The organism is Candidatus Saccharimonadaceae bacterium ML1, assembly GCA_030253535.1.
Lineage (GTDB): Bacteria > Patescibacteriota > Saccharimonadia > Saccharimonadales > Saccharimonadaceae > Saccharimonas > Saccharimonas epibionticum.
The window spans coordinates 716773-737157 of the sequence record CP124550.1; the positions used below are offsets into that span (position 1 = coordinate 716773).

General features: G+C 51.4%; 22 protein-coding genes. 14 read left to right on the forward strand and 8 right to left on the reverse strand.

What is annotated here, in order from left to right; translation table 11 throughout:
- Positions 1-18 precede the first annotated feature (18 nt).
- The gene (locus tag SEML1_RS03740) at positions 19-780 is read right to left on the reverse strand and encodes an HhH-GPD family protein (RefSeq protein ID WP_376753881.1); all 762 of its coding nucleotides are present in this window, start codon (positions 778-780) and stop codon (positions 19-21) included.
- A gap of 196 nt (positions 781-976) precedes the next feature.
- Here SEML1_RS03740 and SEML1_RS03745 point away from each other — a divergent pair, with 196 nt between their 5' ends.
- The 4 genes from SEML1_RS03745 to SEML1_RS03760 are packed head-to-tail and all read left to right on the forward strand — an operon-like array spanning position 977 to position 3551.
- Positions 977-1714 carry a sugar phosphate nucleotidyltransferase gene (locus SEML1_RS03745; protein ID WP_376753882.1) on the forward strand — a complete coding sequence of 246 codons (738 nt, stop codon included), beginning with the start codon at positions 977-979 and terminating at the stop codon, positions 1712-1714.
- On the forward strand, positions 1698-2027 hold the full coding sequence (locus SEML1_RS03750; RefSeq protein WP_376753883.1) for an NAD(P)-binding protein: 330 nt from the start codon (positions 1698-1700) through the stop codon (positions 2025-2027). The genes SEML1_RS03745 and SEML1_RS03750 overlap by 17 nt, the downstream gene beginning before the upstream one ends.
- The gene (locus SEML1_RS03755; RefSeq protein WP_376754437.1) at positions 1933-3018 is read left to right on the forward strand and encodes an FAD-dependent oxidoreductase; all 1086 of its coding nucleotides are present in this window, start codon (positions 1933-1935) and stop codon (positions 3016-3018) included. Before SEML1_RS03750 ends, SEML1_RS03755 begins: the two co-directional genes overlap by 95 nt.
- The gene (locus SEML1_RS03760; RefSeq protein WP_376753884.1) at positions 3015-3551 is read left to right on the forward strand and encodes an NUDIX hydrolase; all 537 of its coding nucleotides are present in this window, start codon (positions 3015-3017) and stop codon (positions 3549-3551) included. Before SEML1_RS03755 ends, SEML1_RS03760 begins: the two co-directional genes overlap by 4 nt.
- 99 nt (positions 3552-3650) lie before the next feature.
- Here SEML1_RS03760 and aspS read toward each other — a convergent pair whose 3' ends face one another.
- Positions 3651-5447, reverse strand: coding sequence for an aspartate--tRNA ligase (gene aspS / locus SEML1_RS03765; protein ID WP_376753885.1), 1797 nt, complete (start codon positions 5445-5447; stop codon positions 3651-3653).
- 96 nt (positions 5448-5543) lie between these two features.
- Between aspS and SEML1_RS03770 the strand changes: the two genes are divergently transcribed.
- Genes SEML1_RS03770 through SEML1_RS03800 form a run of 7 tightly spaced genes read left to right on the forward strand, consistent with a single transcriptional unit; the run spans position 5544 to position 11692 of the window.
- Positions 5544-7328 carry a GspE/PulE family protein gene (locus SEML1_RS03770; RefSeq protein WP_376753886.1) on the forward strand — a complete coding sequence of 595 codons (1785 nt, stop codon included), beginning with the start codon at positions 5544-5546 and terminating at the stop codon, positions 7326-7328.
- A complete protein-coding gene (locus SEML1_RS03775; protein WP_376753887.1) occupies positions 7329-8552 on the forward strand; it encodes a type II secretion system F family protein in 1224 nt (407 codons plus the stop codon).
- A 50-nt stretch (positions 8553-8602) separates the two neighbouring features.
- On the forward strand, positions 8603-9661 hold the full coding sequence (gene pilM, locus SEML1_RS03780; RefSeq protein ID WP_376753888.1) for a type IV pilus assembly protein PilM: 1059 nt from the start codon (positions 8603-8605) through the stop codon (positions 9659-9661).
- Complete coding sequence (locus SEML1_RS03785) at positions 9658-10212, forward strand: PilN domain-containing protein (protein WP_376753889.1); 555 nt, start codon at positions 9658-9660, stop codon at positions 10210-10212. The genes pilM and SEML1_RS03785 overlap by 4 nt, the downstream gene beginning before the upstream one ends.
- A complete protein-coding gene (locus SEML1_RS03790) occupies positions 10209-10829 on the forward strand; it encodes a hypothetical protein (RefSeq protein WP_376753890.1) in 621 nt (206 codons plus the stop codon). Before SEML1_RS03785 ends, SEML1_RS03790 begins: the two co-directional genes overlap by 4 nt.
- 4 nt (positions 10830-10833) lie before the next feature.
- Positions 10834-11106: a hypothetical protein gene (locus SEML1_RS03795; protein ID WP_376753891.1), complete on the forward strand. Its 273-nt coding sequence runs from the start codon at positions 10834-10836 to the stop codon at positions 11104-11106.
- Positions 11107-11110: 4 nt separating this feature from the next.
- Positions 11111-11692: a PRC-barrel domain-containing protein gene (locus tag SEML1_RS03800; protein WP_376753892.1), complete on the forward strand. Its 582-nt coding sequence runs from the start codon at positions 11111-11113 to the stop codon at positions 11690-11692.
- A gap of 19 nt (positions 11693-11711) precedes the next feature.
- On the opposite strand, the gene SEML1_RS03805 is transcribed toward SEML1_RS03800, so the two are convergent.
- Positions 11712-12389: a regulatory protein RecX gene (locus tag SEML1_RS03805; RefSeq protein ID WP_376753893.1), complete on the reverse strand. Its 678-nt coding sequence runs from the start codon at positions 12387-12389 to the stop codon at positions 11712-11714.
- Between the two features lie 158 nt (positions 12390-12547).
- Between SEML1_RS03805 and SEML1_RS03810 the strand changes: the two genes are divergently transcribed.
- Complete coding sequence (locus SEML1_RS03810) at positions 12548-12886, forward strand: hypothetical protein (protein WP_376753894.1); 339 nt, start codon at positions 12548-12550, stop codon at positions 12884-12886.
- Positions 12887-12963: 77 nt separating this feature from the next.
- Here SEML1_RS03810 and recA read toward each other — a convergent pair whose 3' ends face one another.
- The gene (gene recA, locus SEML1_RS03815) at positions 12964-14007 is read right to left on the reverse strand and encodes a recombinase RecA (protein WP_376753895.1); all 1044 of its coding nucleotides are present in this window, start codon (positions 14005-14007) and stop codon (positions 12964-12966) included.
- Between the two features lie 61 nt (positions 14008-14068).
- Here recA and SEML1_RS03820 point away from each other — a divergent pair, with 61 nt between their 5' ends.
- Entirely contained in the window at positions 14069-14467 is a 399-nt protein-coding gene (locus SEML1_RS03820; RefSeq protein ID WP_376753896.1) for a type II secretion system protein, read from the forward strand.
- On the opposite strand, the gene SEML1_RS03825 is transcribed toward SEML1_RS03820, so the two are convergent.
- Positions 14464-15213, reverse strand: coding sequence for a PH domain-containing protein (locus SEML1_RS03825; RefSeq protein ID WP_376753897.1), 750 nt, complete (start codon positions 15211-15213; stop codon positions 14464-14466). The two genes, SEML1_RS03820 and SEML1_RS03825, sit on opposite strands and share 4 nt — an antisense overlap.
- A 37-nt stretch (positions 15214-15250) precedes the next feature.
- The gene (gene ruvB, locus SEML1_RS03830; protein WP_376753898.1) at positions 15251-16249 is read right to left on the reverse strand and encodes a Holliday junction branch migration DNA helicase RuvB; all 999 of its coding nucleotides are present in this window, start codon (positions 16247-16249) and stop codon (positions 15251-15253) included.
- Positions 16250-16369: 120 nt separating this feature from the next.
- Here ruvB and SEML1_RS03835 point away from each other — a divergent pair, with 120 nt between their 5' ends.
- On the forward strand, positions 16370-16834 hold the full coding sequence (locus tag SEML1_RS03835) for a hypothetical protein (RefSeq protein WP_376753899.1): 465 nt from the start codon (positions 16370-16372) through the stop codon (positions 16832-16834).
- A 441-nt stretch (positions 16835-17275) separates the two neighbouring features.
- Here SEML1_RS03835 and ruvA read toward each other — a convergent pair whose 3' ends face one another.
- Both ruvA and SEML1_RS03845 read right to left on the reverse strand, forming a co-directional pair.
- On the reverse strand, positions 17276-17839 hold the full coding sequence (gene ruvA / locus SEML1_RS03840) for a Holliday junction branch migration protein RuvA (RefSeq protein ID WP_376753900.1): 564 nt from the start codon (positions 17837-17839) through the stop codon (positions 17276-17278).
- 23 nt (positions 17840-17862) lie between these two features.
- The gene (locus tag SEML1_RS03845; RefSeq protein ID WP_376753901.1) at positions 17863-20385 is read right to left on the reverse strand and encodes a transglycosylase domain-containing protein; all 2523 of its coding nucleotides are present in this window, start codon (positions 20383-20385) and stop codon (positions 17863-17865) included.

Sequence of the window (20385 nt, forward strand, 5' to 3'; positions counted from 1 at the left end):
AGGCCAAAAGCTGCTTCATTATTCGCTTATCAATCCGTCGTTTTGGATGCTGCGCAGCGCCGCCGCAAAGCGCGGGTCGCCGCTTAGCTCGTGCGCCATCTGCGCGACCGATTGCCCATGCGTGTAGCGGCGAATGATCTCGCCGCGCATTTGACGGATACTGCCGCTAAGCGGCGGCTGCTTGACATAATGCCTGCTTTGGCTTAGCCTCCCATAACCTTGGCGCTTAAGTTCCGCGCCGTAGTCCATCAGCGCCCAAAACCATTCACGCGGCCGGGCGGTGTCTATTGTTTCGGTGACTTTTACGAGAACGTCGCGATCACTCACGCGCGTTTCATTAGCGAAAAAATGATGAAAATATACCGTACGAATATTCGTCTCGACGAACGACGTCGGGATTTCATAGACATAATTCAGGATAGCTGCAGCCGTATTCGCACCGACACCTGGTAGTTTCATAAGCTCAGCTTGCGTATGTGACGCGCCATTCGCAGCCACCGCTTGTGCTACTTGGTGCAAATACTTTGCCCTGCGATTGTAGCCCAGCCCCTGCCACGCCGCCAGCACGCGCGGCAAGTCTGTCGCCGCAAGCGAATCAATGGTCGGAAATGTTCGCGTAAACTCAGTAAATTTCGCAAGCACGCGCCCCACCTGGGTTTGTTGCAGCATAATCTCGCTGACAAGCACGTAGTAGAATGTCGGTCGCTCACGCCAAGGCATGGGACGGTAGAGTTGTTTCCCTTTTTGCCAGATCAATTGCTGAAATTGGGTCACATTCATTTTCCTAGTATAACGCATGAAACTGTATGACGTGACGGCTGATTGACGCCACTGGTCAAGATTCGCTATGATAGCCCTATACCACTGCCTCATTGAATGACTACCTCCTATCCACATGAGTTCGCCAATGAGAAAATGCATCGTAGATAGCATGCATTCCTTCAGCGCTGCATAAATGTGCTATAGTTTACTATATATGGAGGTAAAATCAAGAGAAGTGAAGGGCGTCGTCTTAGGAGGAGGACGAGGCACTCGACTAGCACCATTAACAGAGAGAACAAGTAAGCAACTTTTGCCTATTGGCGACAAGCCAATGGTAAGTAGAGTAATTGGTCAATTATCTCGTGCTGGCATCCGGGATATTCTTTTACTTATTGATCAGCGTCATGCATCACAATACCTAGATACCTTACGAGACGGCTCAGATTTGGGCGTTCAAAGCCTTAGTTATGTTTGGCAAAATCCTGACGGTAAGGGATTACCCACGGCTATAAACCAAGTCCGCAATCATGTCGGCGACAGCAAAATCGTCGTTGCATGCGGTGACGTACTATTTGATGATAGTTTAGAGAAACCAGTTGAGTATTTCTTGAACAAACAGCTTGGTGCACACGCTATCGGCGCCTTTATGCGTGATAGCGCCGGCTATAGTCCGCTAGTAACGCATGGTAATCACATCACAGAAATTCTTGATAAGGATAAGAACCGCCATACTCCCGCCATTGTCGATATCGGCACTTATATGTACCCGCCAGACGTCTTTAATAAGATAGATCAGCTAAAACCTTCCGAGCGTGGCGAAACGGAAATATGGGAGCTAAACAAAAAGTATGCTGCAAAAGGAACATACACCTACTCGCAAATTAATGGCTGGTGGATTGATGCTGGGAGTAGCCTGAGCTTATACGAGGAGGCAAATGACCACTATTCATAGACGAGTTCCTCTTCTAATTCTAGGCGCAGGAATGGCCGGGCTGGGTGCTGGAGTGCAAGCTCAGCGCTTAGGCATAGAAAGTCTCCTGTTGGAGGCAGAACCAGAAATTGGTGGCTTATGCCGTAGTTTGACCTCTATAACTGGTTGCTGTTTCGATTTTGGTCCAAAAATTTTAATTCTTGACGATTCTGACAATTCAAAGGATATCTTACGTTTTTTTGAATGGAAATTACAACAAATACCCCCTCCAAGAGAGTGTCTACCTGAAGGAGTTCGGGCTCGTCGGATTCCCTATTCAGCGCAATCTCATTGATTTACCAAAAGAAACTACCAAGCAAGTCCTTAGCCAAATCGAACTTAGCATGAAGCACAACGTGACTCCTGCAACCTACAAAGAATGGCTATTGGCACACTATGGTGAGTATCTCACAAATAACGTCCTCCTGCCCTACGAAGAGAAAAAATGGCAAATCAGTCTCGACAGGCTTGACTATACGTGGGCATTATCTCAACCTGCCAGTGTACCTATCACAGAGATAAAGCGTGGTGCAATACAAAAATTACCTCCGAAAAAGCATTACTACTACCCTCAACGTGGAGCCATAACAACCCTCACGAAAACTATTTCTCAGCAAGCTGGGAAGATACTCTTAAACCACAAGGTCGAATCAGTAAACGTTTCTCGAAAAACTGTTACGGCGAATGGTAAAATATTTCAATACGACACGCCTGTTTCTACTTTGCCCCTATACTATATGCTCGACATCACGCAAGGTGATGATAAAAAGCCAGAAGGCTATTGTTCTACACTAAAACAGCTTGACATACGGGTGTTTCATCTTGTTTTTGGCGGTAATCACAAGCTAGATGGTACAGCGATCTACTTTCCAGAAGATAGTTTCATATTCCGCAGAGTTTCAGTCTTGCAAAATTTATGTCCGGCACTAGCTCGTGACGGTTATACTCCTATTTCTGTCGAGGTATCACTTGGTGATAAAACTAAGGCTATGACACGATACAAAATGCAGCAACTAGTCGTCAATCAATTACGCCACATCGAACAATTCAAATCTCTCGGAGATCCTGTAGACATTACGATCCAAGACATCCAAAACGCTTATCCCTTGCCCCTCATCGGCCTCAACGAGACGGTCGACAAAGTTCACGAATTTTACCTCACAAAACGGATATATCCCTGCGGTCGCGGCGGCAACTATGATTATTGCAATAGCGACACAGCATACCGACAAGGCAAAGAAGCAGTTTTGTTAGCGTTTAATAATCAGCAAAGGAGTACCCTATGACCCAAGCCACTAACCCTCAATCGCCCCTCAAGCTATATAAATTTTGTCCGAAATGTGGCGGTGATTTCACGCACCGCGGTGGCAATCATTTGCAGTGCGAGGCGTGCGAATACAGCTATTTCGTCAATCAAGCGCCGACGGCTGGGCTAGTTATTTTTGATGAGGCGAGGCGGGTGATGCTCGCAAAGCGAAAATTCGCCCCATACAAAGGCACTTGGCAGTCGGTCGGCGGTTTCGTCGGCTTGGATGAGTCGCTGGAGGCGACGGCGATGCGCGAGGCCAAGGAGGAATTGGGCGTGACGGTGCGCATCGAAAATTTCCTCGGCAGCTTCCCCGAAGTTTACGAATTTGGCGGTGTGGCAGTACCGTTTTTGGCGATTTATTTTGCAGCAAGGATCGTTGATGGCACGCCACGACCAAGCGATGACGTAGCAGCGATTGGCTATTTTACGCGAGAAGAATTGACAGAGTTGGACATACCGTATCCAGGTTTACGCAAGATTTTGATGGATTATATGAAGCATCCGCAATAGTCAAGTTGTGAACTTATTACGTGAGACTGGCGATTATCATACATCTCCCGAAAACAGCTCGGCTGCATATCCTAGCTGACTAGCTGACGCCGTCTTGGTCTACAGCCCTAATTCCTTGAACTGCTCTGGCTCGATGCTGCTTGGCGAGTCCATCATGGCATCAATACCGTTGCCGTTTTTCGGAAAGGCCAGAACTTCGCGCACGTTCTGCTCCCCGAGTAGTTCCATCAATATCCGATCGACGCCGAAGGCACAACCCGCATGCGGCGGCGCACCGTACTTGAAAGCGTTGATCATAGCACCGAATTTCGCATCAACGTACATACGATCATAACCGAGCGCCGCAAAGGCTTTGTAGAGCACTGCCGGATTGTGATTGCGCACGCCGCCCGAGCAAATCTCATAGCCGTTCATCACCATGTCGAACTGGTCGGCAACTATTTCCAAGCGCTGCTGATCAGTTCTCGCCGCGTCTAATGCCGATCCGCCGCCGCGCGGCATGCTGAACGGATTGTGCCCAAAATCAAGCTTCTTGCGAGCGTCATCCCACTCGTAAAATGGAAAATCAACGATCCAGGCGAGCGCAACGACATTCGGATCTTTCAAACTAAAGTGCGCGGCAAATTCATTGCGCAACCGTCCAAGGACAGCGTTAACAGTGGTGCGGGTGTCAGCACCGAAGAAGATAGCATCGCCCGACTGTGCGCCAATCGCTTCAAGTATACTCATGATCTCCTCAGACGACAAAAACTTGAGGATCGGCGACTTCAGCCCGCTCATAATACTCACCGAATCAATAGATTTGAGGCTTGCGCTATCCGGCAGCTGCTCAACAGTAATATACGCCAGACCGCCCGCACCTTCGCTCTTCGCGATCGCAGTAAACGCATCAATCTGCTTGCGGCTCAAGTTCGCGCCGCCCGGCACGCAAATCGCTTTTATACACTCAGCATTCTTAAACACGCCAAATTCAGTCTTGCTGAACACGCCCGTCAGCTCAACCAACTCCATGCCGAAACGCAAATCCGGCTTGTCAGAACCGTAGCACTCCATCGCCTCCGTATACGGAATGCGCGGAATATCCTGGCTCAGCAGTTTTTTGCCGGCAAAATCGGTCGCCAGCTGCTTGATGAGCGGCTCGACTTCACGCCGAACTTCTTCGCCATCCTCGACAAAACTCATTTCGCAGTCCAGTTGATAAAATTCGCCGTACAAGCGGTCGGCTCGCGGATCTTCATCGCGAAAACAGGCCGCTAATTGATAATAGCGCGGCACGCCGCCGACCATTAGTAATTGTTTAAATTGCTGCGGCGCTTGCGGCAAAGCGTAAAACTTGCCTTCATGCAGGCGCGATGGAATCAAAAAATCGCGCGCGCCTTCAGGGCTAGAATTTGCCAAAATCGGCGTTTGTACTTCCAGAAATTCGCGTTCGTCCATGTACTGGTGAATGAGCCTGTACATCTCAGCTCGTTTTTTTAGCATCGTCTGAACTTTGCCGCGGCGCAAATCAAGAAAACGGTACTTCAAGCGCAGCTCTTCGCCGGCTTGGTTGCCATCAGCAAACGGTTGAATCGGTAATGTCTCCGCGCGATTCAAAATTCTCAGTTCGTCGACGACCAATTCGACGCCTCCTGTCGGAATTTTATCATTGCGCAATTGTTCGTCGCGTTCGCACACCATACCACTCGCAGAAATCACAAATTCATCGCGCAGCTCTTCCGCCAACGCAAATGCCTGCGGCTGGTCGGGATTAAACACTAATTGCAGCAACCCCGTATGATCACGCAAGTCAATAAAAATTAGCCCGCCATGGTCGCGCCGCGAATGCACCCAGCCGGCAACCGTCGCGCGTTCACCGATTGCTTGGGTAGAATTAAGAGTAAGCGTTCGTTTCATATCTCTGTTATTGTACGCGAAACGGGCATAAATTTCCAGCTGCCGCTATGTTCGTGGCATTTGCGCGCCAAGTACTGTACAATAAGCGTAAGAGATATGAGAATTTTGAATCACACCGTCGTGAAAATTTTGAAGCGCTACCGCATCGCGACCGACGAACAGCTGCAGCCATTGCTCGACGAAGCGGAGCGTTCGGGGCGCTCGCTGCAAGACGTCGTGCTTGACGCGAAATTAGTGTCCGAAACCGAACTCACTAAACTATTCGCCGATTACGCTGATATTCCGTACGTCGAAATCGACCCGCGCGACATTCCGAGCGAAGTGCTCAACCGGATTCCTGAGCGAATCGCGCGGCAATACAACGCCGTTATTTTCCAAGTTGATGAAGACGGTTTGGTGCATTTGGCGATGGACGACCCTGACGACGTGCAGGCGACCAATTTCATCGAAAAGCAAGTCGGCGGCAATATTCGCATTTATATCGCATCGCATGATAATATTCTGCAGTGTTTAGAAAATTACCGCGGCGACGTCAATCAAGAACTCAACGAAGTAATCGACGTCCAGCGTGAAGACGACGGCTCGGATCAGCAAGTATCCGAAGCTGATGTCGCCGAAGACTCGCCGATCGCTCAGACCGTTAATCTGCTGCTTGAATATGCTATTCGTTCGCAGGCATCAGACATTCACATCGAGCCGCGCGAAAATTTCGTGCAGGTACGCTATCGTATCGATGGCGTGTTAAAAGAAGTCAACCAACTGCCGCGCAACGTACTCGGCGCACTTGTTAGCCGCATAAAAATATTGTCTAACCTCAAAATTGATGAACGCCGCGTACCGCAGGATGGACGCTTTAAGATCAAAGTTGCCGGCAAACAGTACGCGCTGCGCGTCAGCACCCTGCCGATTGCCGACGGCGAAAAAGTCGTCATGCGCGTATTAGACGAATCAAACCAAGCAATTAGCCTAGAACAGCTCGGCTATTGGGGGCGCTCGCTCGCGATTATCAACAGCGCTATCGCCGAGCCAAACGGCATGATTCTCGTAACCGGTCCGACTGGCAGCGGCAAATCAACCAGCTTGTTCAGCGTACTAAATATGCTCAATACGCCTGATGTAAATATCTCAACGATAGAAGATCCGGTCGAGTACAAAATTCCCGGCGTCAACCAAACACAGACCAACGCTAAAGCGGGCATGACGTTCGCAAGCGGACTGCGCGCCCTGCTCCGCCAAGACCCTAACATCATCATGGTCGGCGAGATTCGCGACGGCGAAACAGCAAACCTCGGCGTACAAGCAGCACTTACCGGACACTTAGTATTTTCGACGCTTCACACCAACAACGCCGCAACCTGTCTGCCGCGCTTACTTGACATGGGAATTGAGCCGTTTTTAATCGCAAGCACCGTCAAAGCAGTTGTTGGGCAGCGGCTAGTACGGCGATTATGCATGAACTGCCGACAAGCATATGCGCCCGAGCAAAACGAGATTAACGAAATCGTGAAATTATTTAACCTCAAACCAGGACAAACGTTCGCCTACATTCACGAACTTGAGCTGCAAGCTATCCAGCAAAAAGTCGGCGGCGACACGCCGCTCGGCACAAGCGAACAAACCATCATGCAGCTGTGGCGCGCTAATCCTGAGGGCTGCGACGAGTGCGGACACACCGGATTCAAAGGGCGCGTCGGCATTTACGAAGTGCTTGATATGAGCCGCGAAATCCAAACGATGATTACAAAAAACGCGACAAGCGACGAGATTCAAGATCAAGCAATTAGCGAAGGTATGATTACAATGCAGGCAGACGGTTTAGTAAAAACATTGCGCGGCAATACAACGCTCGACGAAGTGCTGCGCGTCACGAGGGAGTCGTAAATGGCAAAATTTACGTATGTCGCCACCAACGCGCGAAATGCAAGCGTGCGCGGTTCAGTCGAAGCAACCGACCGCGCCGCAGCGATTGAGATATTGACGAAACAAGGCTTGTCGCCGCTTGATATTAGCCAGCAAAAAGAGGGCGCGGCGCGCGGATTTAGCGCATTCGGCGGCAAAAAAGTCAAAAATGACGACATTGTCATGTTCACGCGGCAGCTAAGCGCGATGATTTCCGCCGGCGTTCCATTGCTACGCGGCTTATCGTCGCAATATAAGCATACCGACAGCGAAGCGCTCAAAACGGTACTCGGCGGCGTTATCAAAGACGTCGAAAGCGGCGCGCCGCTCGCCGATGCGCTCGCGAAATACCCAGCAGTCTTTAACGACGTTTACGTCAACATGGTGCGCGCCGGCGAGGCGGGCGGTATTCTCGACGACATTTTGAAACGCCTTGCCTTGCAGCAAGAAAAAAATGCTAGCATGCGCAAGAAAATCAAAAGCGCTATGACATATCCGATTGTTCTGCTCGTCATTGCAATTACCGCGTTCCTGGGCATGATGATTTTCGTCATTCCGCAAATCGGTAAAATGATGCAGGATCTAGGCGGCCCCGACCAGCAGCTGCCAGCGATTACGCAAGTAATGCTTGCTATTAGCGACGTCATGGTGAAATACGGGCTGTTTATTCTGCCGGTTGTTGTTGCCGGGGTTGTGTTTTTACTGCGCTGGCTCAAAACACCGAAAGGCCGCCATATTTTTCATCGCGTCGTGCTAAAAATTCCTGCCGTCGGCGGCATCGTGAAAAAGGTCGCCGTCGCGCGGTTTGCGCGCACATTTTCAGCACTCATGGGGTCGGGTGCGGCCGTACTGGAAGCGCTTGAAGTCACGGCGCGCGCTGTCGGCAACGTCGTATACGAGGACATGCTGCGCGATGCCGCTAAACAAGTCGAGAACGGCAAACAATTATCAACCGTCATTGAAAAAAGCGACTTGTTCCCGCCGATTGTCGCACAAATGCTCTCCGTCGGCGAAGAAACCGGCCAGACCGACGTCGTACTCGTCAAAGTCGCTGATTTTTACGAAGAAGAAGTCGACGTCGCGATTGACGGCATCAGTTCAATCATTGAGCCGGTCATGATCGTTATTATGGGCGGCGTAATCGGACTTGTCGCCGTCAGCGTCATGGCGCCGATCGCCGGACTGGCATCAAGCGTAAAAAGTTAAAAAATCATACCGCTTATGTTATACTAATTCAAAAGAGCAGATAACCGAATATGCCACATTTATTTTATAAAAATAAACCGCTGATCGGTCTGGATGTGAGCCAGACTGGTATTAAAGTAATGTCGATCAACCAAAAACGGTCGCTTATTCAAGGCTACGGCTCGCTTGATCTTGATCCCGCCAAAACGCAAACGTCGCTAGACGACGAGAATGATAATTACCTGCTTGACAGCCTGCGTTCGCTGCTTGAGCAAAATATTGTCGGCACTGTATCGTCAGATCATGTCGTTGTCGGCATTCCAACGAGCCGTACGTTTTCGCGCGCTTTCAGCGTGCCGGCAAACGACGAATCGCATATCAAAGGCGCGGTGCAAGTCGAAGTTGAACGCTATATTCCGATGCCCGCCGATTCGCTTTACATTGATTACCAAATCGTCAAAAAAACCAAAGAGAAAATTATCGTCGTGCTCGCTGCCGCGCAGAAATCAGTCGTTGATAGCGTGCTAAAAACCGTACGCGACGCCGGGCTATTGCCGGTCGCAATTGAACCAAGCATCAACGCAACCGCACGCGTTCTCACTTCGACCGAAGAAGGACACTTGGCAACGCTCATCGTTGATATCGGCACGACCAGCACCGACATCGCCGTGCTTGACGAAGGCGCGATTCGTATCACCGGATCGGCAAGCGTTGGCGGCAACTCGTTCACGCTTGATATCTCGTCGAAGCTTGGCATTTCGCTCGAAAAAGCTCATCAGTACAAAGTCTTGAACGGTTTATCGTCCGGTCCGCAGCGCGAGAAAATCGAAACCGCGCTGACGCCCAGCCTCAAGAAAATCGCCAATGAAATGCGCAAGGTGATCCGCTACTATAGCGAGCGCCTCGTCGACGAGCGCACGATTGAGCAAATCGTCATCGTCGGCGGCGGCGCAAACGTACCTGGTATCGGCGATTTCTTCACAAACGAACTTGTCATGCCGGCGCGCGTCGCTAGCCCGTGGCAGAACTTCGATTTCGGTAATTTGCAAAAGCCGAACCGCCAGTTCCGCCCGCGCTACATCGCGGTCGCCGGACTTGCCAGCGTATCGCCCGCGGAGGTGTGGGGATGATCAATTTACTGCCGCCTAACGATCGCCGCCAGCTCGCAGCGGCGCGCACGAATACGCTGCTTGTGCGCTATGTTGTCGTTTTACCGATTTTAATCATCGCAATGATCGCCGAGATGGGCGCCGTGTACTTTTTCATGAACTCTATACAAACGAACAACCGCCGCGTCATCGCCGAGAACGAAACGCAAGCAGCACGCTACGCCGATGTCAAGAAGAAAGGCAGCGAGTACAAAAAGAACCTGCTCGTCGCAAAATCAATCCTTGATACGCAGTTTCCATACACCGCAGTCCTGACCGCTATCGCGCAGGCGCTGCCCGAAGGCGCGTCGATCGAGCAAATTGCTATTGATGCGCAAAAGCTCAACACGCCAAGCGAAATCAAAATGCGCGTACAATCGTATCAGCAGGCCGTCGACGTCAAAAATATTCTGCAAAAAATCAAAGTTAATTCAAAATTACTCTTTTCCGACGCGAAAATCCAAATTACAAACTACGGCGATTACTATGAAGCAACGTACAACGTCACGTTTTCAAAGGAGATTTTACCGTGAAATCGAAACAGCGTACTCTGACGCCGTCAATCGCGAGAGCTATTTTAGCGGGCGCATTGCTGCTAATGGCTGCCGCCGGAATCGGCATATTTATATTTGGCCAGCAACAATTGAGCGCCGTTGCCGAAGAAACGCGCAAGTCGACGGCCGACGCCGAATCGTCGTCAAACGAATTACAAGCCTTGACGACGCTCAAGAGCCGGCTCAAAGAACAGAATAAAGACGTTGAGCGCGCCGCAAAAATCGTTTCTATCACTAAAAATTATAGCTACCAGGATCAAGTCGTGCAGGATTTTGTCAACTATGCGAACGCGTCCGGCGTCGTTATCAAATCAATTGACTTTTCGGCGAACAATGCCAGTACGAGCGGTACGGCAAGCAGTTCAAGCAGCTCGACTAGCGCGGCAACAGCAGCCAAGGCACCGAACGGCACGAAATCAATCTCTGCAACAATCACGCTGAATACGCCTGTTGCATACGACAACCTGCGTGACTTCATCTATCGTATCGAAAAAAATTTGTTCCAGATGCAAATCAGCAATTTGACGCTATCGTCCAACAAAGGCACGGGCGGTGTCGTCGTCGACGCATTAACTGTAACCGCTTACGTGAGGTAATTGTATGGAAGTTTCTGTCGCATTCGCACTCGCCGCCAAAAAAATCGGGCAATTTATACACCGCTACCACGTGTTGTTGTTTGCTGTGCTCGCTATCGGCGGATTATCGTTTGCAACCTTTTCGCTTTATCAACTCATCTCTCAGCCCGCCGAAGAAGCTACACAGAGCACATCTGCCAGCTTCGACACGAAAACAGCTGCGCGCCTGCGCAAACTTCACTCGTCCGACCAGCCTGCCGCGCCAAACCTACCGCCAGGACGGACTAATCCGTTTTAGCCTTATGATTATCCTCGGATCAAACCTCAACCACGCACCCGTCGTCAGCATTCAGACGAGCGGCGAAGTTGCCCGCACGGAGCGCGCAATTATTGATCCGGCCGATCTGCGCGTACTTGCCTACTCTGTGACGGGCGCATTGCTACCGAAGACACCGCAGCTGATGCGTATTGCCGACGTGCGCGAGCTGAGCAGCATGGGATTTATTGTTGATTCAATTGATGAATTTATTGCGCCAGACGACGTCGTAAGTCTACAGAAGATTTACGATTTGCAATTTGACTTGCTCGGTATGCGCGTGATTGATCAACGACGGCATAAGCTCGGCAAAATCATCGACTTCACTATCGACACGAATACGTTTTTAGTGCAGCAGCTTACCGTCAAGCGGCCGCTGTTTCGCAGCCTAAACGACACGGAATTACTCGTGCACCGCTCGCAAATTATTGAGATCAACAACGACGAAATCGTCGTGCATAGCGAGACCAAAGTGCCCGAGCCCGAGCTGCACGAAGTGGTCGGCAGCTACGTTAATCCGTTCCGCAAGGCGCATCCCGCCAAACAGCCGATCAATGAGAAAGAATAAAAATTGTCAGGCTAAGAAGCTAAACGTCATTATTCTGCAGCGCTTGCTTGATGTCGTCGTAGCTGAAACCTTGCCGCGCCAAATACGCGATAAATTTTTGCTCGTCTGGGTAACGGCGGCGTTTTTTGGCGATAATTTTAGTGAGCTCCTGCAAATCACTGCGATCCGATTCGGCAAGGACGCGATCAATAAGTATGCGATCAACGCCTTTAGCAGCAAGCTCGCTTGATAACTTTCGCTTCGACGTACCTTTTATGATATTACGATTTTCAACCCACCAGCGCGCAAATTCTTCATCGTCGACATAACCTTTTTCGCGTAGCCGCACCAAAACGCGGTCAGCTACAGATCGATCGACGCCAGAGTGCTCTTTTATTTGCCCGGTACGCCGTGATTTGTAGCGCCGCGCCAGCGTTTTTCGCTGTAGATAATCACGCACTTCGTGCACCGAATGCGGTCTGGCGAGGCAATACTCAAGCGTGCGCGCATACAATTTACCGAACTGGCTTTCGGCTTCTAACTCCGTCAATTCCGCCGCCGTGACGCACTGTCCGACTTTCACGCCTAGATCTGCTACCTGCGAAATATCCAGGCTAAATCGGTATTTCCCGTCGACCGAGACATTCACGCGGTCAGGATTGCGAATTTGAGCGGATAGTGCGGTGAGTTTATGCGTTTTTGGCGGGTCATGCTCCATAGTGTTTATTGTAGCATTTCGCTAAAGCGCGTTCGGCGCACGTTACGTTCTTAATATCAATGAAAGGAGATCGTCGATCGCAGATAGACAGGCTAATTGAGCTAGTTTATACTAAATATGATATATTGTCTATTATTAGGCAGCACAGGGGGAAATTCATGTCAAGCTGGACTAACAAAGATTTTGAAACATACACGCAATCCGATTGGGAACTTATTAAATCAGTGAAGAATCTTGCCGATAATAATCTTGACAATTCTGCCGTCTTGGAATCTGCAAATGAAATAGCGCTAGCGATTTTCGGCATGCTGTGCGTGCGGCGGCACAAAAAGGGCAGCGAGGGCGCAGACGGACTTGGAATGGCGCTTCAAGAATATACTGGCACTGTCTTAGGGTACAGCAAGGGCAGCAAGAACGACGGCTGGGCGGACGAATACGCAAAATCGATTGACCAATTTATACGTTTCGGCAAAAAGAAATTTAACCAAAGATCGTAAAAATAACAAGAATACACCGATGACCTTGGTGTATTCTTTGCCTTGTACCACGAAAATATACAGCTAAACACAACTAGTCAGACGTTCTCCTCTGCTTCCTTCACTTTTTTCCGTACTTTATTATCTATCTCTGCCAGCACATCCGGATGCTCTTTTAGATACTTTTTGGCCTGTTCGCGCCCCTGCCCAATTTTTACGTCATTGTAATCAAACCACGCGCCAGCTTTGCCAACTACGCCGTATTGTACCGCCAGATCAAGTACGTCGCCAGTTTTTGAAATGCCCTCATTGTACATGATATCAAATTCTGCCACGCGGAACGGCGGTGCAATTTTATTCTTCACGATCTTCACGCGCGTACGGTTGCCGATGACGTTATCGCCCTCTTTGATTTGTCCGATCCGGCGAATATCTGCGCGCACCGACGCGTAAAATTTCAGTGCGTTACCGCCAGTCGTCGTCTCAGGATTGCCGAACATCACGCCAATTTTCATACGGATCTGGTTGATGAAGATTACCGTCGCTTTCGACTTGTTGATAATACCGGTCAGTTTGCGCAACGCTTGGCTCATCAGCCGCGCCTGTAATCCCATATGCGAATCGCCCATATCGCCATCAATTTCCGCCTGCGGCACAAGCGCCGCCACCGAATCCACAACAATAAGATCAACTGCGTTAGAGCGCACTAACGTTTCGCAGATTTCTAGCGCCTGCTCGCCATTGTCTGGCTGCGACACGAGCAAGTTGTCGGTATCGACGCCTAATTTTTTGGCATACGCCGGGTCGAGCGCGTGCTCCGCGTCAATAAACGCTGCTGTACCGCCCTGTTTTTGCATCTCGGCAATAGCATGAAGCGTCAGCGTAGTTTTACCGCTTGATTCCGGACCATAAATCTCAATAATCCGCCCCTTCGGGTAGCCGCCGCCGAGCGCAATATCTAAACTTAAACTGCCGCTCGGTAACAACTCGACATCAACTTTTTTCGCCTCGCCCAGCCGCATGATTGAGCCGTCGCCGAACTGCTTGGTAATCTGATCCATCGCAAGCCCCAGTGCTTTTAGCTTGCCCTCGTCTGCCGTTGGTTTCTGTGTCGGTGTCTTTGCGTCGGTTTTCTTCGCCATGCTTCCCCCTCTCGTAGCCTCATTATACCCTAGACGCATATTTTTTGGTATAATACCAGATATGAAACGAAACGGGTTCACTGTTATTGAGCTGCTCGTCGTCATCGCTGTGCTTGGCGTTGGCTGCTGGCTTTTTTTTAGCGAAAAAATGAAACTAGATGCCGTCCAGCGCGACAATCAACGCAAGGTCGCTATCAACGCTATGTACTACAGCCTTGAAGAGTACTACTACGCTAAATTCGGCTATTACCCGCAAACGATTGACAGCAAAACGCTGCGCACCGTTGATCCGGAATTATTTACCGACCCGACTGGTATTAAGTTCGGCAAAAGCGGCGCGGACTACAGTTACAATTCAACCGGCTGCTCCACCGACGGAAAGTGCACCGGCTACACGCTGCTCAGTACGATGGAGCGCGAAGGCGACTACCGCAAACAAAACCGCGAGCACAAAAGCTAATCGTCGCCTTCGCCGACTGGACGGCCATTCTTAAACGCCTCAACAGCGTTATTCAAAATCGCGATTTCGTGCTTCGGGTTCGCGACATAGTGAAAACGATACGTTGTTTCATCGCCCTCAGTGCTCAGCCGAATCGAGCCGTAATTAAATATCGTCTGCAGCGGCCCTTGCTGCGAATAGCTCGCATCCTCAATGTTTGCCAGACTTACCGTCTGCTCGCGCTTTGAGAAAAGGCTCATTTGGATTTCTTGAATCACGCTCTCATTCGTCAAAAAGAAACGGTTTTGCGTATACACCCACACCGCGATATAGCCGCCGATTGCAAATAATGTCATTACCATCGTAGCGATAACAATCACTTGATTGTATGCCGCAAGCGGCAGCCCGATACGCTTCGCCATGTCGGGGTAACAAAACATACATACCGCCGTCAGCGTGATGCCGGTAAGCGACAGTATTATCGGCGTCCACAATCCAATACTATGGCGCGTCACAGCGCTGATAACATATTCGTGCTGGCTTAAGTTTAGCCAGGGAAAGCGCTCAACAGACTCTTGGTGTTTGCGGCGCGTTTCTTCGGATATATGCACGGGGATCGGCTCGGTTGAACGCGCAACGTGCACGACTTGCTTGCCAGAATCGGTAACCTGCGTATGTGCCGGCTCAACAGGCGCAGCGTACAGTGGTCGCCCTTCGGCGTCATATGCTACTGGTTGCTGTCCGTTCGCTGCGTTGTCATCGCTCATCGCTCACCTCCTCGCCGTTAGTACTACCCATAGTATACTACAAATTCAAATGCTTGCGCGCCCGCGGCGTTACGCGCCGACCGCGCGGTGTGCGTTCAATGAAGCCGATTTGCAGTAAATACGGCTCGTAGAAGTCCTCAATCGTACTCGCTTCGTCGCCGGTCAGCGCTGCGATAGTAGTCAAGCCCACTGGATTATCGCCATAATTTTTAAGCATTGCGCTCAGCAATTGCCGATCGGCGGGATCAAGTCCCAAATCATCCACTTCTAGCAGCTGCAACGCTTGCTGGGCTGTCGGCATATCAATGATACCGTCGCCGTTCACATCAGCGTAATCACGCACCCGCCTAAGCAGCCGGTTAGCGATTCGTGGTGTCAAGCGCGCCCGAGTACTCAGCAGCTCCGCGGCTTTTTTGTCAATCGCCGTCGCTAAAATAGCAGCACTGCGGCGCACGATCTGTGCAATATCTGCCGGCGTATAAAACTCCAACCGGTAAATATGCCCAAACCGATCGCGCAAGGGAGCTGCCAGGCTACCCGTCCGCGTCGTTGCGCCAATGACAGTAAAATGCGGCAAGTCCAGCCGCACGCTTCGTGCCGCCGGCCCTTTGCCGATGACGATATCCAATTTGTAATCTTCCATCGCACTATACAATACTTCCTCTACTGCCCGGCCCAACCGGTGAATTTCATCGATAAACAATATATCGCCGTCTGCTAAGTTCGTCAAAATAGACGCCAAGTCGCCCGCTTTCTCAATCGCCGGACCGCTTGTCACGCGCAACCCGGCACCCATTTCGTGCGCGATAACGCCTGCCATCGTTGTCTTGCCAAGACCAGGCGGCCCGTACAGCAGCACATGGTCAATCGGCTCGCCGCGCTTCTTCGCCGCTTCAATCGCCAAACGCAAGTTGCGCTTCAACCGCTCCTGACCGACATACTCATCAAACGTCTGCGGACGCAAAGTTACTTCAATCTGCTGCTCCGCGCCATCGTCATCATGCGCGCTAGTATCAACGATTCGTTCAATTGCCATAGATACAGTATAGCATTATAGCGGCGGGGTATTGACTTTGATCGGCAAGTATGATATATATATATTAGCTTTTCGCAATCCTGCGAGAGGTGGAACATTACAAGAAGGAAGGAGGGCACTATGCGCCCCACCATCAAGACCACCGAGAGTGCCGTTACCGATGCCGCCATCAAGGCGGCGTGGAACGATCCGAGCACCTCTCCTGAGGTGTCTTTCGAGGTACTCCTTGGAGAGTCACCGACGGTGCAGTGCCACGTCATTGACGGTCCCGATTGGGGGCTGTTGAATGAGGAGGCTAAGTCTGACGAGACCTATGTCGGGCTTGCCCGATTCAAGCTCATTTGGTCCGTTCAGGGACGCTTTGAGCCTGTTAAGATCGACGAGGTTTGGATTTCGGTCACGGATGTCGTGCGCGAGAGCGAGGACGCGCTTTGCGTGTCCGGCTCTGGCTGGGTGCTCACTTATTACCCAGAGTACTGCGGTATTCCGAGAAGTTTCCCCACCAAGTGTGTCCCGGATGAGTTCCGGGAGTGGCTGCCCAAGAAGCGCAGCGGGCTCGTTCTTCGCGACGAGAACGACGACTGACGCTTGCCCTCGGCGCGGCGCTCATGCCTCCTCGGCTGAGCGCCGCGCCGCCTTGACGACTAGCCACGCTTCTATGTCAGATTTCAATCTGAAGCAGAAGAGCACGGACACCGCGCTTCGATTCCGCTTGAGAGCTTTCGCTCCCGAACGTCGAGTCGGCTCGGTCTCCGAGCGAACTCCGGTTCGTACCTCCTTTCTTTCCGCCGCCGCTTGAGCTGCCCTTTCCGGGCCTCGCGGTCGCCATCAGAGCCGTTCACGACTCTCCCGCCCGGGTTCACGCCCGGGCTTTTTCCTGCTCCGCCGCCAATCCCCTATCCAAATATCGTACAACATGCGGCGCGATACAGAGTTAAGGAAGCGCATTGATACACTTGAGAAGAGATAATCTATCTAGGGCGCTTGGGGTCCAGGTGTAGAAACTTATAACACTATCGCTAAAGGTTATCCCCGCAACGCCCGCGTCACGCGCTCGGCTGTCGGTAGCGCCGGGTCGACTCCTTCAAGCGCGCGCGCGGCGTCTGCTAGTGTGTAGCCGAGCGCCACGAGGGCTTCAAGGGCTTCGTCGGCGGTGTTAGATGAAGTTTGCGGCAATAAATCGGCGCGGTCGTATGCGGCCGGCACGCCAACCTTATCGCTCAGATCAACCACCACACGCTCGGCGGTTTTTTTACCAACGCCGGCAGCTTTTTGGATGAAAGCGTGGTCGGCGTTAGCAATAGCGTTGCGAACAATTTCTGCCTCGCCCAAGCTCAAGATTGCGAGCGCCGCTTTCGGCCCGACGCCCTGTACGGTGATGAGCAGTTGAAATAGCTTTTTTGCCGCCAGCGATGAAAATCCAAACAGCTCTTCGGCTTGTTCGCGCACATGGTGATACGTGTAGATTTTTGCCTCGCTGCCCACGCTAAAACGTTCGAAATCGCTCGCCGCCACGTATATTTCGTAGCCGACGCCGCCAGTATCGACGACAATGCTGTCATTAAATTTCTCTGCGACCGTCCCAAACACATGCGCTATCATTATCAACCGTCCTACGGATTAGTTGGCGTCGTATTGCCGCCCGGATTACTCGGAGTTGTACTGCCGCCATTATTGTTTGTTCCGCCGCCGGTATTGTCGTTGTCCGAATCATCATCTTTCGCGACGCAGTTTGCAGTGTCGCGTGAATAGCGCGAAGCAGTTGCCTGCGACTTTGGTATCGCGACAATTTTGCCTGTTTGCGTATCGCAGACGGTGACGCGCTGGCTACTAGCGCAGTTTGCAGTGTCGCGCGAGTACTTTGTGCTATTGTATTCATTTGCGTCAATTGATACGACTTTGCCGGTTGAGAGATCGCAAACTTGCTCGACCGCTGCCTTACAGTTTGCTGTGTCTTTTGAATATTTCGACTCGCTAAATTCGTCTTCTTTGATCGACTCGACTTTGCCCGTCGCGAGGTTGCAGACACTGATGGTCGTCGGCTCGGCGTTACAGCTTTCGGTTGGCAACGCGCCGCTCATGAAATATTCGTTGTAAGTGTTGCCGCCCGCTTTTGCCGCTAAACCGCCGTTCTCGCGGCAAACAGCACGCTGCACGATACCACCCGGCACATTAAACTTCACATCAGCCTTGCCTTTCAATAGCGCCGACATCGTGCCTTTGAAGATCGGACCCGCCATGTCGCTGCCGCCGCTGCGCATCACCGTGTTGTCGTTATTGCCGACCCACACACCGACGACGTATTGCGGATTATAGCCGATTGCCCAGGCGTCGCGGTTATCGTTTGTCGTGCCTGTCTTGACCGCTACCGTACGATTGCCCGGCACTGTAATTGACGAGCCGAAGATCCGGGCGCGCGTCGCAGCATCGCTCAGTACATTTGAAATCAAATATGCGCCCTGCTGGCTAATCGCCTGCCGTCCCTTATGCTCACGTGCAAAGATTTGCTTGCCGAATTTATTGTTAATTTCCGACACCATTGTCACATCGTACTGTTGCCCGTTGTTTGCAAACGCTGCGTACGCATTCGCCATTTCGACCAGCGGAATTTCCGCCGAACCAAGCGCCAACGACAAACCATAGCCGCTCGTGTTGTCGCTCAGCGTGGTGATGCCAAGTTTTTTAGCAGCGCTAATCGACTTCGAGATACCATACTTTTGCATCACCTCCACGCTCGGAATATTGAGCGACCAGTTGAGTGCCTGGCGCACCGACGCTTTGCCGCGGCTCGTTTCGCGGCGGTCGGCATCGCGCGGGACGTACCCGCCGCCGAAATCCTTCACTTTGTCGTCGAATACGGTTGCGGGCGTTATCGTGCCGTCAGCAAGGGCATTTGCGTAATAAATCGGCTTGAAGCTTGACCCTGTCTGGCGCGCCGTCGTCACCATATTGACCTTTCCCCACTTTTCATTATTGTAGTCGGCACTGCCAGCCAGAGCGCGGACTTCGCCGTTCGTCGGGTCGACGATAATGCCGCTCGCATTGCTGCCGCCCATACGGTTAATGTACTTCATCTGCGTGGCGATATTACCCGTTAACGTTTGCTGCGCCGATGCGTCGAGCGTCGTCTTCACCTGATAGCCCGAGCGCATGACTTTTTCATAACCGTACTTTTTACTCAGTTGGCTAATTACCATTTCCGCAAAATGCGGCGCAATCGACGCTTCGTTTTTCTTCGCGCCTGCGCCATACGCAAGCTCTTGCGTAGCGGCGGCATTTTTCTGATCCTCGGTGATAAAGCCGTTTTTCACCATGCGCGACAGCACGGTATTTTGACGCTCTTTCGCGTAATTTTTATTGCCGCTAATCGGCGAATACGCGGTCGGTGCCGGCAGCAGCCCGACGAGCATCGCGCTCTGCGCTACATCAAGCTTATCCGGCGTCGTATTAAAATACGCTTTCGCAGCCTCTTCGACACCGAACGCATTCTCGCCGAAATACACCGAATTCAAATACATCGCCAAAATCTGATCCTTCGAGTAATTTTGCTCTACGGCAATTGCCATAAAGAGCTCTTGGTATTTACGGAAATAACTATGCTCGTCGCTCAGCAGAGTATTTTTCACCAGCTGCTGCGTCAGCGTCGAGCCGCCGCCCGTCCGCGTCACCAGCGCGCGCAAAATACTCAGCGGATTAAAGCCACCGTGCTTATAAAAATCCTTATCCTCGCTGGCAATCAGCGCTTTTTTCATACTGTCAGAAATATTCGCGAGCGCCACATCGCTGCGGTGTTCCGCCCGTCCTACGCTATAAAACGCTTTACCGTTCGTATCTTGCAGCACAATTCCGGTGTTGTTGCGGTTCATTAGCCGCTCTGGGTCTTTTATGTCGTTCGCAAGCATAATGTAGGTGACAACCGGCACGATAATCAAAAATGCAAGAATCGGCAGTACGATAAACAACGCTTTTTTCTTCGCCGGCAGCCCGCGCCACCACGTTACAAACTCGCCAAGTTTGCCTGGCGGCGTCCACTTTGGACGGCGGTGCGGCGACTTTTGCCGCCCTAAATTCGCATAGCGCCCCATGCGCGCCGGTTTCATTTTTGACTGCTTCTTTTTCAATAATAAACTATCCAC

Bases quoted from the DNA above. Each gene is read 5' to 3' on its own strand.
- SEML1_RS03740 (WP_376753881.1), bottom strand. From the start codon at position 780: ATGAATGTGACCCAATTTCAGCAATTGATCTGGCAAAAAGGGAAACAA.
- SEML1_RS03745 (WP_376753882.1), top strand. From the start codon at position 977: ATGGAGGTAAAATCAAGAGAAGTGAAGGGCGTCGTCTTAGGAGGAGGA.
- SEML1_RS03750 (WP_376753883.1), top strand. From the start codon at position 1,698: ATGACCACTATTCATAGACGAGTTCCTCTTCTAATTCTAGGCGCAGGA.
- SEML1_RS03760 (WP_376753884.1), top strand. From the start codon at position 3,015: ATGACCCAAGCCACTAACCCTCAATCGCCCCTCAAGCTATATAAATTT.
- aspS (WP_376753885.1), bottom strand. From the start codon at position 5,447: ATGAAACGAACGCTTACTCTTAATTCTACCCAAGCAATCGGTGAACGC.
- SEML1_RS03770 (WP_376753886.1), top strand. From the start codon at position 5,544: ATGAGAATTTTGAATCACACCGTCGTGAAAATTTTGAAGCGCTACCGC.
- SEML1_RS03775 (WP_376753887.1), top strand. From the start codon at position 7,329: ATGGCAAAATTTACGTATGTCGCCACCAACGCGCGAAATGCAAGCGTG.
- pilM (WP_376753888.1), top strand. From the start codon at position 8,603: ATGCCACATTTATTTTATAAAAATAAACCGCTGATCGGTCTGGATGTG.
- SEML1_RS03785 (WP_376753889.1), top strand. From the start codon at position 9,658: ATGATCAATTTACTGCCGCCTAACGATCGCCGCCAGCTCGCAGCGGCG.
- SEML1_RS03795 (WP_376753891.1), top strand. From the start codon at position 10,834: ATGGAAGTTTCTGTCGCATTCGCACTCGCCGCCAAAAAAATCGGGCAA.
- SEML1_RS03800 (WP_376753892.1), top strand. From the start codon at position 11,111: ATGATTATCCTCGGATCAAACCTCAACCACGCACCCGTCGTCAGCATT.
- SEML1_RS03805 (WP_376753893.1), bottom strand. From the start codon at position 12,389: ATGGAGCATGACCCGCCAAAAACGCATAAACTCACCGCACTATCCGCT.
- SEML1_RS03810 (WP_376753894.1), top strand. From the start codon at position 12,548: ATGTCAAGCTGGACTAACAAAGATTTTGAAACATACACGCAATCCGAT.
- recA (WP_376753895.1), bottom strand. From the start codon at position 14,007: ATGGCGAAGAAAACCGACGCAAAGACACCGACACAGAAACCAACGGCA.
- SEML1_RS03820 (WP_376753896.1), top strand. From the start codon at position 14,069: ATGAAACGAAACGGGTTCACTGTTATTGAGCTGCTCGTCGTCATCGCT.
- SEML1_RS03825 (WP_376753897.1), bottom strand. From the start codon at position 15,213: ATGAGCGATGACAACGCAGCGAACGGACAGCAACCAGTAGCATATGAC.
- ruvB (WP_376753898.1), bottom strand. From the start codon at position 16,249: ATGGCAATTGAACGAATCGTTGATACTAGCGCGCATGATGACGATGGC.
- SEML1_RS03835 (WP_376753899.1), top strand. From the start codon at position 16,370: ATGCGCCCCACCATCAAGACCACCGAGAGTGCCGTTACCGATGCCGCC.